The organism is Aliarcobacter vitoriensis, assembly GCF_048320235.1.
Classification (GTDB): domain Bacteria; phylum Campylobacterota; class Campylobacteria; order Campylobacterales; family Arcobacteraceae; genus Aliarcobacter; species Aliarcobacter vitoriensis.
This window is the reverse complement of sequence record NZ_CP182882.1, coordinates 2,286,492-2,299,525: the sequence shown is the minus strand read 5'-3', so window position 1 is coordinate 2,299,525 and position 13,034 is coordinate 2,286,492. Positions and strand designations below refer to the sequence as shown.

Genomic DNA, 13,034 nt, shown 5'->3' with positions numbered 1-13,034 from the left:
ATTAAAAAATAATAACACAATAAAGCTGTAAGTTCATAAAATTATTTTTCTACAAACTCTTTAATTCTATTTATTCCATCTACAATTGCTTCCATGCTTGTAGCAAAAGACAATCTTACATATCCTTCCATACCAAAAGCAAGTCCTGGAACAAGTGCAACACCAGTTTGTTCCATTAAATCAGCACAAAATTTCATAGAGTCATTGCTAAATTTTTTAATATTTATAAATAGATAAAAAGCACCATCAGGGTCATAACAAGATAGATTTTTTATCTCATTTATAGTTTTTACTGCATAATCTTTTCTTTTTTCAAATTCAACTCTCATCATCTCAATATCTTTATTGGCTTCACCTTCTAAAGCTGGTATTGCTGCATATTGAGTTATAGAATTGATATTTGAAGTTGCTTGTCCTTGAAGTTTTGACATAGCTTTTGCAAGTTTTGAATCAGGACAAGCAACATAACCAAATCTCCATCCAGTCATAGCTACTGCTTTACTCAAACCATTTATTGTTACAGTTCTATTGTACATATCAGGACTCACAGAAGCTGTTGCTGTAAAATTTTTACCTTTATAGATAAGTTTTTCATACATCTCATCAGACAAAACTACAATATCAGTACCTTTTAAAACTTCACCTATTTCCAATAACTCTTCTTTTGAATAAATTGAACCAGTTGGATTTGATGGAGAATTTAACATCAAAATTTTTGTTTTTGATGTAATTGCATCTTTTAACTGTTTTGCTGTTATTTTAAATTCTGTTGTTTCATCTGTTTCTATAAAAATAGGTTTCCCACCACTATAAATAACTAATTCTGGATAAGTAACCCAATATGGAGAAGGTATTATAACCTCATCACCATCATCAATTAAAGCTTGACAAAGATTAAAAAGTGAATGTTTTGCTCCATTACTTATAACAATCCCATCTAGCTTATAATCCAAATCGTGGTCTTTTTTCAACTTATTAATAATTGCTTGTTTAGTAGGTTTTATACCTTCAACAGCGGTATATTTTGTTTTTCCTTCATTTATTGCCTTAATAGCTGCATCTTTTACAACTTGTGGAGTATCAAAATCAGGTTCACCTGCACTAAAACTTAATATATCTTTACCTTGTGCTTTTAACTCATTTGCTAAAGCTGTTATTGACAAAGTAAGTGAAGGAGATAATTTCTCCATTCTATTTGCAATTTTCATAATAGTTTTCCTAGAATTTTATTATCATTATACTTGTGGTATAATCTGTGGATTTTATCGAATATTTACTTAAAGGTTTTGATTGAATTTTGAAATAGAATTAAATAACACCATCATAAAAGTTGAGCTAGAAAACAGAAAAAACATAAAGCACTGTTACTTAAGAATTTTAAAACAAAATCTTATACAAATTAGAGCGAATAGATATTTTACTATAAATGATGCAAAGATATTGGTACATAATAGAAAAAAGTGGCTAGAAGAGAATATACAAAAAGTTAAAGAAAAAGCTTTAAATGAAGATGAGTTTCTACTATTTGGTAAAAAAGAAAATTTACACGAGTTTAACATTAAAAATATTGATACTTTCTACAAAAATGAGATAAAAAAACATATTCCAAATTTGGTTGAAAAATACTCAAATCTTATGAGGTTATATCCTACAAAAATATCTTATAGAAAAAATAAAAGAACTTGGGGTTCTTGTAACTACAAAAATGAATTAAATTTTAATATATTACTTATGAAATATCCTCTTTTTATAGCTGAATATATAGTTGTTCACGAACTTGCACATATTAAACATAAAAATCACTCAAAAGATTTTTGGAATTTAGTAGAAAAATACTCTCCAAACTATAAAGATATAGAAAAAATATTTAAGAGCCTTTTATAATTGCTCTGATATCTTCAAATTTTTTAAAAAGTTTTTCATCTTTTACCCTATTTTCAAATATTCCATAAGCTCTTTCATCATATTTTTCAGCACTTTCTTCAGTTATTTTTTTAACTCTTTCTACACTATTTGATACAAAAAAAGATAGTTTAGTAATATTTTTAAAATTTGAACTCTTTATTAAAGCCAAAATATCGTTTTTTGCATACTCAAACTCAACTTTATATATTTGATGAATTAGTACAAAAACTAAGGTATCGTTTTTTAAATATGCGAATTTTATTCCACTTTTTAATTTTAAAGGTAGTATATTTACAAATCTTTTTATTTCTAAAAAGATGTTAATTTTATCAAAACTAGGAGTATTTTGGATATGAGTAAGTATTTCATTAATTTTTTTCATTCGCTTATTATAGCAGGTGTTTTATTTAGTTTTAATGGTTGCGGGTATAAAGCTGATCCAGTTTATTCTCCAAATGATAAACAAGAAACAAAACAACAATGATTTATGACTATATTATAATAGGAGCTGGAATTGCTGGACTTAATGCTGCAAGATTAATACCAAAAGACAAAAGAGTATTACTTCTTTGCAAAATGTCCACTTGGAATTCAAATACATTTTGGGCACAAGGTGGAATAGCTAGTGCTGTTGATGAAAGTGATATACCTCTACATATAAAAGATACACTCGAAGCTGGTGCAAACTACAATGACAAAAATGCTGTTGAACTTTTAAGTCGTGCATCAATTCCCGCAATAAAAGAGCTTATAAATGCTGGTATGAAGTTTGATTTGAACAAAGATGGTTCTTTAGCATACACAAAAGAAGCAGCTCATAGTAGAAATAGAATATTACACTCTTGTGGAGATGCAACAGGAAGAGAAATACATCTTTTTTTACTTGAACATTGCCCTCATGAAATTATAACTTCTGCTGTAGCTTGTGATTTATTGATAAAAGATGATATTTGCTATGGAGTTCAATACTTTATAAAAAATGAACAAAAAGTGCTGTTTGCACATAATATTATAATTGCAAGTGGTGGATTTGGTTCAATTTATAAATATCACACAAATTCAACTGCAAATGCAGGTGAAATGCAAGGTTTAGCCGTACTTAAAAATCTTCCATTGAAAGATATGGAGATGACACAATTTCACCCAACAGTTTTAAAAGGTACAACATTTGCTAGAAAACCACTTTTAAGTGAGGCTTTAAGAGGAGAAGGTGCTTTTATAGTTGATGAAAATAATAAAAGATTTTTATTTGATTATCATAAAGACGGAGAACTTGCTCCTAGGGATATAGTAAGCCGTTCTATATTTGATTATCATAAAAAAACTGGTTTACAAGTATATTTATCTTTTGAAAATTTTGAGAAAAAAGCTTTTAAACAAAGATTTCCAAATATTTATGAAAATATAAAAGATTTAGGATACGATTTGCCTTTTGAAAATGTTCCTATAAGTCCAGCATTTCACTATGCTATGGGTGGAATACAAACAGAACAAAATGGATTAGTAAAAGGCTTTAAAAATCTTTATGCAATAGGTGAAGTTGCTTGTACAGGAGTTCATGGGGCAAATAGATTAGCTTCAAATTCACTTTTAGAAGGTTTGGTTTTTTCAAAAATTGCAGTTGAAACATCTTTAGAAAATAACTTTAAAATAGATTTAAAAAATTATGATAAAGAGATTTTAAACTATACAAGAACTACTGAAATTGATAAAGAGATAAAAGATAGTTTAAGAAGAGTTATGTGGAATAGTGCTGGAATTGTACGAGAAAAATCTGAATTAAAAAAAGCTTTAGAGAAAATTGATGAATTTTTAAAAAAAGATATTGGAAGGCTTGTATATTTAAGACTTTTATGTGCAAAAGAGGTTTTAAAATCTGCTTTAAAAAGAGAAAAATCATTAGGTGCACATTTTATAAAAGAAGATTAAAAAGAGTTTTTAGATAAAATGCACCATTAAAAAGTGCAAAAGAAAGGTTAAATTTATATGAAACATGTACCAATAGTAGTGTTAGATTTCGGTAGTCAATACACACAAATTATTGCTAGAAAACTAAGAGAAAGTGGAGTTTATTCTGAAATAGTTCCTTATAGCGAGCCAATTGGTGAGATTATGGCAAGAACTCCAAAAGGAATTATCCTTTCAGGTGGACCTGCATCTGTTTATGCTGTTGATTCTTATCATCCTGATACTACAATTTTTGATTTAGGTTTACCAATTTTGGGAATTTGTTATGGAATGCAACTAATTGCTCAACACTTTGGTGGAAGTGTAATTCCAGCATCAAGCCACGAATACGGAAAAGCTAAATTAGATTTTGTAGAAGAAAACCCAATATTTAAAGATACTCCTAATGGACAAATTGTTTGGATGAGCCACGGAGATAGAGTTGAATCAATTCCTCAAGGTTTTGAAAAAATAGCAACAAGTGAAAACTCTCCATATGCAGCAATAGCTGATACAAATAGAAATATTTATGCATTCCAATTTCACCCAGAAGTTTATCACTCACAAGAAGGAAGCAAACTTCTTAAAAACTTTGCTAAACATATTTGTGGTTGTGAATCTACTTGGAATATGGGAAGTTTTGCAAAAGAACAAATAAAACAAATCCAAGATAAAGTTGGAAATAAAAAAGTATTATGTGCAGTTTCAGGTGGAGTTGATAGCTCAGTTGTAGCAACTTTATTAGCTGAAGCTATTGGAGAGCAAGTAATTCCTGTATTTGTAGATAATGGACTTCTAAGAGCAAATGAAAGAGAACAAGTTGAAACTATGTTCAAAAGCAGAGGTGTAAATCTAATCACTGTTGATGCAAGTGAAACTTTCTTATCAAAACTAGCTGGTGTTACAGATCCAGAGAAAAAAAGAAAAATCATTGGTGAAACATTTATCGAAGTATTTGATGTAGAAGCAAAAAAACACTCTGGAATTGAGTTTTTAGCACAAGGAACTTTATATACAGATGTTATCGAATCAGTTTCTGTAAAAGGTCCAAGTAAAACTATCAAATCTCACCACAATGTTGGTGGTCTTCCTGATTGGATGAAATTTGAACTAATTGAACCTCTAAGAGAAATCTTCAAAGATGAAGTTAGAGCTTTAGGATTAGAACTTGGTCTTCCAAAAAGTATGATAAGCAGACATCCATTCCCTGGTCCTGGTCTTGCTATTAGAATTATGGGTGAAGTAAATAAACCTGATTTAGAACTTTTAAGAAAAGCTGATGTTATCATGCTTGATGTATTACATTCAACTGGATATTATGATAAAACTTGGCAAGCATTTACAGTATTATTAAATGTAAAATCTGTTGGTGTTATGGGTGATAATAGAACTTATGATAATACAGTTTGTGTAAGAATAGTAGATGCAACAGATGGTATGACAGCAACTTTTGCACATATTCCACATGAAATACTTGAAACTATCTCAAGAAGAATTATCAACGAAGTTGATGGAATCAACAGAGTAGTTTATGATATTTCATCAAAACCACCAGCAACTATCGAATGGGAATAATTTTAGTGAAAAGATTTTAGCTTGGTGTACTTTTTGTACAACTTGCTAATTAAATTTAGAATCTAATATTTGGACTAAATAATGAGCAACGAAACTTTAAATTTAATTTTTATTGTTATATATATTCTTTTAATTCTTTTTGTTTTATTATTTTTATTATATATCAAATTAAGAAAAACTAAAGACAATGAGAATATGCTTAAAAATATAAGTAATAAATTGTCATTAGGAATAAATTTAACATCAAAAGATATAATTAATATAGGTAAATCTTTTAATTTAACATCAGTTAATTCACAAAATATCATTTATGAACTACTGAAAGAAACTGACAATAAAGACTCTTTCAATAAAATAAATAAACTTATAGAGGAAATAGAGATTGAAGAACCTTTCAATGGAATGCCAGATGAAGTGAAACCTTCTTTAATTAAACTTTCAAAAATGAAATTTGATAATAAAGACGATAATAAAGAACTCTTAAATCCAATTATTAATACATTGAATCATTATGTTGAATTAAAATCAGAACAAGAAAGAATTAAAAAAAGAACCAATATAGCATATTTTATAACTATTTTAAGTTTTGTTGTAGGTACCTCAAGTTTTTACTTTACTTTAAAGTCTCCAACAGCAAAAGATATTGCAAAAGAAATTACAACTATTTATTCTGCTGAAGATAACATTAAAAAATAATTAAACTATTAAGACGAACTACTACAAAAAATCTATTGGCTCTTTAGTATGATATTTTTACTTCATCTATCATAAGAACTACTGGAATATGTTTTTTTTGTTTATCTCTTAATGCTTGTATATTTTAATGATATATTTAAGAATTCTCTTATTTAAAGTGTTTATCGTTGTATTAATATGCGATACTTTTGGTGGATGTTATTTGTTAATTTTCAGACTATCTTGTATATAATACATGTTAAATAAATAGTTAGGCTTTTAGGAGGTCAACTGATGAAACCAATCGATATTGGTAAAGCATATAATCAAATTACCCATTTATGGACTAGCGATGGTTTTGATAGGAGTAACGGTATAAAGCAACATCAAAAAGCAATTACTTTTGTTAAGAATCGTGGCAATGCTTTGGATATCGGTTGTGGTTGTACTGGACGTTTTATTGAATTACTTTCAAAGGAAGGATTCACACCATCAGGTCTTGATGTATCTACAGAAACAATAAAGATTTCTCGTGAGAAATACCCAAATTTTCGTTTTATACATGCAGATATCTGTGAATACGAGATATCAGAAAAGTACGATTTTATAACTGCATGGGATAGTATTTGGCATATTCCGTTATATGAACAAAAGCTTGTTCTTACTAAAATTGTAAATAGCTTGAATGTTGGTGGTGTATTTATATTCTCGTTTGGTGGAACAGCTGAAGAAGGGTTTCATACTGATAATTTTATGGGACCAGAAGTTTATTATTCATCGCTTGGTACCAATGGCTTTTTAAAGCTATTTATTAAACTTGGTTGTGCAATAAAACATTTGGAATTTGATCAATATCCAGAACTTCACACATATCTCATCATAGAAAAAACCTAACAAAAACTGGTGATATGCGTCGCCACCTAAGTAAAATTTATACAAAAAAAAGGAAATTTAAAATGGAATTGTACCCAACAGTAAACAACGATAAAGCAGATTATGGATTACCATATTATGAAGTTAGAGGAACAAAAATATATCCTACAGTACATAATAGTGATGACGATTATGGACTACCTGTATTTGAAATTAAAGGTAATGATATTTATCCAACAGTACACAATAAACGATACTCATATGGACTATCAGTATTTGAAATTAGAAACAATGAAATATATCCCACAGTAAACAATAGTATAGATTCATATGGATTATCAGTTTTCGATATGAGATAAGGTTTAACAAATTGTTGGAGAGAAAGGTGAGAATTATTGGCTTTATTTACTATTATTCATTGCAATAGCATTAATATCAAGTTATCTACTTCAATACTTTAAACCAAAAGGGAACAAACAATCGTTTGTGGATTGTCCCCTGAATGGTTATTTAAAATCTATATTTCCCTACGACGAACAACTAACATGTGATATCCCAGCTATTCCAAAAAAATCTGAAGGTTTTTTAGTATAGTATTTCTCTTCTATTTCTTTTGTTTGCTCTTCATATGGTTTTGTCATTATCTCTTGTAGTTCATTTACAGGTTCATAGTTCCCATTTTGTGCTTCTTGATAAGCCCAAACTAGATGCCATTCTCTTAAAGTATATTTTGGATTAGTTAGTTTCATTTGATTTGATAGTTTTTGTTTTGATTCTTCATCATTTACATTTATTTGTGATTTCCAACTCTCTAGCCAACTATTCCATCTTAAGTTGATATTTTCATCTTTCAAATTTCCGTAAAAACTTTTTTCAAGACTACTTAAATTATGGGGAATATTTGATAATTCTCTAAAAAATATTGTGTAATCAACTTTTGTATCTATCATAAGATTTATTAAATCTTCAAATAGTTCAACATCAAACTTATGAAGTCCAAGTTTTTTAGCCCACATATTTTGCATCTTTTCTTGCATAACTTTACTAAAGCTATTTTCGATTTTTTCAAGTTCTTCTGAAGCTTCTTTATTTGAACTAAGTAGCGGTTTTAAAGCACTACAAAATGATTTAAAATTTTTAAAAGCAGCAACTGGTTGATTGAAAAATGAAAAGTGCATTCCTCCTCCAGTCCAAGATTGATATTTTGGGTCAAACATCTCTATAAATCCAAATGGTCCATAATCAAGTGTAAAACCACCAGCTGCACAGTTATCACTGTTGAAATTTCCTTGACAATATCCAACTCTTATCCAGTTAGCTACTAGTGAAGTAAGACGATTTTGAAACTGTTTTGCTAATAGTAAAATCTTTTCTTCCAAACTTAAATCTTGATTAATTTCTTCACTATATTCTCTTTCAATCAAATGTAAAACAATCATTTCTAACTCTTTTAAAGCATTTTTATGTTCATTTTTTCTAGCTCGTCTTCCAAAAAGTTCTATTTGTCCAACACGCAAAAATGAAGATGCAACTCTAGTAGTAATAGCAACATCTTCTTCTATCATAACTTCAGGGTCTTTTGAATAAGAATTATCCATAAACCAAGGTCTAGTTACTTGCTCCTTTTTAGATGTAAACAAAGTTAAAGACCTTGATGTAGCAACTCCAAGTGCATGCATGTGTTCTTGAGCTAAAAATTCTCTTATGCTTGACCTTAAAACTGCTCGTCCATCAGCACCTCTGCAATATGGTGTTCTTCCTGCACCTTTTAGTTGAAATTCCCATCTTTTACCATTTATAACTGCTTCAAAAACTGAAATAGCTCTACCATCACCATATCCATTTCCTGTTTGAAAAGGGCATTGTGCATAATATTCTGTTCCATAAATAGAAAGTGCATATCCAGTCGCCCAACCTATATTTTGCTTTAAATTAGAAATATTTTTCATGTCACCTGAAAATAGTTTGATAAAATCATCAGAGTTTATTAGAGTTTCACTAAAACCTAACTCTTTAAAAAAGTTTTTGCTATGAGAAATATATATTGGCTCTTTGATAGCAGTTGGGCTTACAGGAACATAATGCCCAATAAAAACTTCTCTTGGAAATTTATTATCACCATTATATTTTGCATCAGGGTCACTATTTAGATTTTCTATAAAAGTGTAATCACTTAAAGTACTGAGTTCATCAAATGTTTCTATATTTTTTTTATTATTTTCATTCATTATTATATTTATCCATATTTTTATTTATTTCAAATTTTAATATAGTAAATTTATACTTAAATATAACATTAATTCATATCTAAAAACTATTTAGATATTATACAAACCATTTTTTAATAATTTTAAAACTTTAGGAGAGATATGAAGTTTTTTACTCTTATTCTATTTTTAATAACATCTATTTATGCAAATACAAACAAAGATTTTACCATTTATAAAAAAGAAGGTGATGAAAAAAGTCATACACTTTTAGTTATTGGTGGAATACATGGAGATGAACCTGGAGGTTATTTTGCACCAGCCTTTTTAGAAAAATATTACAAAATCAAAAAAGGCTCTCTTTGGATAGCACCTAGTGTAAATATCGATAGTATGATTGCAAATCAAAGAGGTATTTACAAAGATATGAATAGAAAATTTAGCAATATAGACAAAACTGATCCAGACTATAAAAATGTTCAAAAGATAAAAGAGCTAATCCTAGATAAAAAAGTGGATTTAGTATTAAATCTACATGATGGGCATGGATTTTATAGGCAAACTTATGAAAATGCTATATTTAATCCAAGAGCATGGGGACAAGCCACAATTATTGATCAAGAGAAAATTCACTCTTTAGAGAAATTTGGAAATTTGGATGAAATTGCATCGACTGTAAGAGATAATTTGAATAAAAATATGCTTTTCAAAGATTATCACTCTTTTGGAGTAAAAAATACTGAAACACAATATAAAGATGAACAACAACAATTATCGCTTACTTTTTTTGCAGTTACAAACGATAAACCAGCTTTTGCAATAGAAACAAGTAAAAATATCTCTGATTTAACAGAAAAAGTTGTATATCAACTAAAATCTATTGAAGAATTTATGAAAATTATGGATATAGAGTTTGAAAGAGATTTTGATATAAATAGCTATGAAGATGTAAAAAAACTTGTTTTTGATTTTGGAACAGTTAGCATAAATAACAATATAAAACTTGATTTAAGTGATATTAGAAAAGTTTTAAGATTTGTTCCTATGCAAAAAAATAACAATGATTTTACATTCAATCACACTTTAGCAAATATGAAATATGTAAATGGTTCATACCAAATATATGTTGGAAATATACTAGTTACTACACTTTTTCCACAATATTTTGATATAAAAAATTCAACTGAAACTATAAAAATAGAAGTTGATAATAACAAAGTGATCGATACAACTTTTGGAAATATTGTAGAAGTTACAGATAGCTTTAAAATATTAAAAAGTGATTTTAGAGTAAATGTTATCGGATTTAGCAAAACTGGAGTTGATAGCGAAGATGGAATATTACTTAAAAAATCTGATATGGTAGATAGCTTTTCAATAGACAATAATAAACAATACTATAGAGTTGAATTTTACAAAGACAATAACTTCTATGGAATGATAACTATAAAATTCAAAAAGTAAGAAAACTTACTTTTGAATTTTTGGTGTACATTTTTTACTAATAATACAAACTGGACAAAAATCAACTAATCCCACAAGCAGTGGAATAATCCCTAAATAAAACCATACGATACCTGTAAATATTCCTATTGCTATTAAAATAATCCCTATAACTATTCTAAATGGTCTACAAAATGCTCTTATTTTATCAAATGTATTCATTTTAAACTCCTTTTTGAAATTATTATATAAGATAACTTAATCTAATATAAATAAGTAAATCTTATTTATATTCTGTGATATATATCTTTCTAAGATGAGTTTATATAAAATAATTGTTTATAATAAGGAGATTATATGAAAAAGGAAAAGATATATTTTATTCCAGGGCTTATGACAGATATTAGACTTTGGAAAAGAGTAATACCACTTTTAGAAAATAGATTTGAAATAATCCACACTCCAATACCAAATTCTACAAATTTTGATGAAATTGTAGAGATATTAAGCAACAACTTCAAAGAAGAGAAAATAAATATTTTAGGATTTTCATTAGGTGGTTATATAGCCTCTTATTTTACTTGTAAATTTCCACAAAAAGTAAAAAAACTTTTTACAGTTTCAGCAACTCCAGGAACTACTTCAAAAGAAGAATTAGCAAGAAGAGAGTTAAAAATAGAAGCTTTTAAAAACTCTAACGAGTTTGGCTTAGATAGACAAAAAGCTATTAGCCTAGTAGAAGTTCAAAATCAAAATGATGATGATTTAATTCAAACTATAATGGATATGTTCAATGAACTTGGAAGAGATGTATTTTTAACTCAATTAACAAGTACTTTTAATAGAATTGATTTATTTGAAAGTCTTAATAAACTTAATATTCCTATATATATGTTTTACAGTAGTGAAGATAGACTTTTAGATAAAGATAGTTTAAAAAAGCTAGAAAATGAAAAGCATAATATCAAATTATTTAAAAGAATAGGAACAAGTCATAATATACCTTTAGAGTTTCCAAAAGATCTAGTAAAACATATAGAAAATTGGATAAAAGAATAAGTATTAATTTTATAAAGCTTTTGATAAAATATAGTTTTAAATTAAATAAAGGATAAATTATGAAATATGATGTGATTATTATTGGGGCTGGTGCAGCTGGATTTGGTTGTGCTTTAAACTTAGGAAGTGCAAATGATAAGTTTGATTGGGCGAAAGATAAAAAATATTTAATGCTTGATGACAATAAGAGTGATTTAAATGTTGGAAGATATTGCAATGTTGCTGGTGTTGAATTTGGTATAAATGGTGTTGATTTATTGGTAAAAATGAAAAATCAAATAAAAAACTATCCTGCAATTGAGTTAAAAGAAGAAAAAGCTACAAAAATCGAAAAAATTGGAAATACTTTCAAAGTAACAACTGAAAATAGTACATTTGAAGCTGAAATAGTGGTTCTTGCTACTGGATTACATAAATTTGATATAGAAGTTGATGGTGTTGTTGTGAAAGATAATATTTTTGTTCCAAAACCAAATCTTATTTATTTAGAAAATAAAAATAATGTGATTGCACCAAATTTATATGTAGCTGGACTTGCTAGTGGAGTTCCGACAATGTTTGCTTGTGCAAGTGGTGATGGAACTAAAGTTGCTTGCGATATTTTTACTCAATGGAGTGGAAAAGTTGCTGTTGTTCACGATGTTAAAGTATAAAACACTGTAAGATTGAGACTTTCTCAATCTTACTTTGATTACTCTTGTTCAGTTTTTTCTGATTTTGGATTTTTTAAAGATTCTATTTTAGCATCTATTAAAGCTAAAGTTCGTTCTTGAGTTTTATATGAAATTTCAGGAAGTTCTCCACCAAACATTTTTTCTGCCTCTTCAAAACCTTTTACGATTCCTTCTCTAACTTTTGCAAGATTATCTAAATTATCTCCAGCTATACCAATAGAAAACCCAGCAACTCTATCTGAAGTCTGTTTTATACCAAAGAAACCATTTTCACCAACCAAATCAGTTGCTTCTTCTTTAGTCAATTCTAAAATAGGTCTTCCTTTATATCCAATATCAGCTAAACTCATATTGTCTATTTTACCAGTTCCACCTAAAAAATCTAAAACTCCTTGTTGCATCTTTGTAGCTGTTAATTGTCCAAAAGCATTATCTTTTGTCATTTTAGATGCATTCATCTCAAATAAAATATATTGAGCATTCATAGATATAGCAACTTTTGCTGCTGAATTATTGATGATTTCATCTACTGATTTTTCTTGTTCATTTTGTTTTTGAACTTGATTATTTTGCGTATTTTCAACTTTTGAATTTGCATTTTGTTGAAAAGCGTTTAGAGCTTGGTTTGTACTACTTGAAATTTGCATAATAACTCCTTGTTTATTTACACTAATTA

At 28.1% G+C, this 13,034-nt stretch carries 14 protein-coding genes; 9 read left to right on the top strand and 5 right to left on the bottom strand.

Annotated elements, in window-relative coordinates:
• Nucleotides 1-41: 41 nt before the first annotated feature.
• Nucleotides 42-1,208 (bottom strand): pyridoxal phosphate-dependent aminotransferase, encoded by a 1,167-nt coding sequence (locus tag ACNSOS_RS11435; RefSeq protein WP_418185399.1) that lies wholly within the window; start codon nucleotides 1,206-1,208, stop codon nucleotides 42-44.
• A gap of 82 nt (nucleotides 1,209-1,290) precedes the next feature.
• On the opposite strand from ACNSOS_RS11435, the gene ACNSOS_RS11430 reads away from it, so the two are divergent.
• The gene (locus ACNSOS_RS11430) at nucleotides 1,291-1,884 is read left to right on the top strand and encodes a M48 family metallopeptidase (protein ID WP_418185398.1); all 594 of its coding nucleotides are present in this window, start codon (nucleotides 1,291-1,293) and stop codon (nucleotides 1,882-1,884) included.
• Here the strand turns inward: ACNSOS_RS11430 and ACNSOS_RS11425 are convergent.
• A complete protein-coding gene (locus ACNSOS_RS11425) occupies nucleotides 1,868-2,287 on the bottom strand; it encodes a DUF721 domain-containing protein (RefSeq protein ID WP_418185397.1) in 420 nt (139 codons plus the stop codon). The two genes, ACNSOS_RS11430 and ACNSOS_RS11425, sit on opposite strands and share 17 nt — an antisense overlap.
• A gap of 98 nt (nucleotides 2,288-2,385) precedes the next feature.
• On the opposite strand from ACNSOS_RS11425, the gene nadB reads away from it, so the two are divergent.
• The 5 genes from nadB to ACNSOS_RS11400 all read left to right on the top strand — a co-directional run bounded on the left by nadB (nucleotide 2,386) and on the right by ACNSOS_RS11400 (nucleotide 7,334).
• Nucleotides 2,386-3,834 (top strand): L-aspartate oxidase, encoded by a 1,449-nt coding sequence (gene nadB, locus ACNSOS_RS11420; protein WP_418185396.1) that lies wholly within the window; start codon nucleotides 2,386-2,388, stop codon nucleotides 3,832-3,834.
• A 57-nt stretch (nucleotides 3,835-3,891) separates the two neighbouring features.
• Nucleotides 3,892-5,427, top strand: coding sequence for a glutamine-hydrolyzing GMP synthase (gene guaA / locus ACNSOS_RS11415; RefSeq protein ID WP_418185395.1), 1,536 nt, complete (start codon nucleotides 3,892-3,894; stop codon nucleotides 5,425-5,427).
• An 81-nt stretch (nucleotides 5,428-5,508) separates the two neighbouring features.
• Entirely contained in the window at nucleotides 5,509-6,123 is a 615-nt protein-coding gene (locus ACNSOS_RS11410; protein ID WP_418185394.1) for a hypothetical protein, read from the top strand.
• Nucleotides 6,124-6,396: 273 nt separating this feature from the next.
• The gene (locus ACNSOS_RS11405) at nucleotides 6,397-6,996 is read left to right on the top strand and encodes a class I SAM-dependent methyltransferase (RefSeq protein ID WP_418185393.1); all 600 of its coding nucleotides are present in this window, start codon (nucleotides 6,397-6,399) and stop codon (nucleotides 6,994-6,996) included.
• 62 nt (nucleotides 6,997-7,058) lie between these two features.
• Entirely contained in the window at nucleotides 7,059-7,334 is a 276-nt protein-coding gene (locus ACNSOS_RS11400; protein ID WP_195679256.1) for a hypothetical protein, read from the top strand.
• A gap of 168 nt (nucleotides 7,335-7,502) precedes the next feature.
• Here ACNSOS_RS11400 and ACNSOS_RS11395 read toward each other — a convergent pair whose 3' ends face one another.
• The gene (locus ACNSOS_RS11395; protein ID WP_418185392.1) at nucleotides 7,503-9,203 is read right to left on the bottom strand and encodes a protein adenylyltransferase SelO; all 1,701 of its coding nucleotides are present in this window, start codon (nucleotides 9,201-9,203) and stop codon (nucleotides 7,503-7,505) included.
• A gap of 141 nt (nucleotides 9,204-9,344) precedes the next feature.
• Between ACNSOS_RS11395 and ACNSOS_RS11390 the strand changes: the two genes are divergently transcribed.
• Nucleotides 9,345-10,646, top strand: a complete 1,302-nt coding sequence (locus tag ACNSOS_RS11390) for a M99 family carboxypeptidase catalytic domain-containing protein (RefSeq protein WP_418185391.1) — start codon at nucleotides 9,345-9,347, stop codon at nucleotides 10,644-10,646.
• Between the two features lie 6 nt (nucleotides 10,647-10,652).
• Here the strand turns inward: ACNSOS_RS11390 and ACNSOS_RS11385 are convergent, their stop codons facing one another.
• Complete coding sequence (locus ACNSOS_RS11385; RefSeq protein ID WP_113894097.1) at nucleotides 10,653-10,847, bottom strand: YgaP-like transmembrane domain; 195 nt, start codon at nucleotides 10,845-10,847, stop codon at nucleotides 10,653-10,655.
• 135 nt (nucleotides 10,848-10,982) lie between these two features.
• Here ACNSOS_RS11385 and ACNSOS_RS11380 point away from each other — a divergent pair, with 135 nt between their 5' ends.
• Together ACNSOS_RS11380 and ACNSOS_RS11375 are read left to right on the top strand one after the other, a co-directional pair.
• A complete protein-coding gene (locus ACNSOS_RS11380; RefSeq protein WP_418185390.1) occupies nucleotides 10,983-11,684 on the top strand; it encodes an alpha/beta fold hydrolase in 702 nt (233 codons plus the stop codon).
• A 59-nt stretch (nucleotides 11,685-11,743) separates the two neighbouring features.
• On the top strand, nucleotides 11,744-12,337 hold the full coding sequence (locus ACNSOS_RS11375) for an FAD-dependent oxidoreductase (protein WP_418185389.1): 594 nt from the start codon (nucleotides 11,744-11,746) through the stop codon (nucleotides 12,335-12,337).
• A gap of 38 nt (nucleotides 12,338-12,375) precedes the next feature.
• Here the strand turns inward: ACNSOS_RS11375 and ACNSOS_RS11370 are convergent, their stop codons facing one another.
• Entirely contained in the window at nucleotides 12,376-13,005 is a 630-nt protein-coding gene (locus tag ACNSOS_RS11370) for a hypothetical protein (protein WP_418185388.1), read from the bottom strand.
• Nucleotides 13,006-13,034 lie beyond the last annotated feature (29 nt).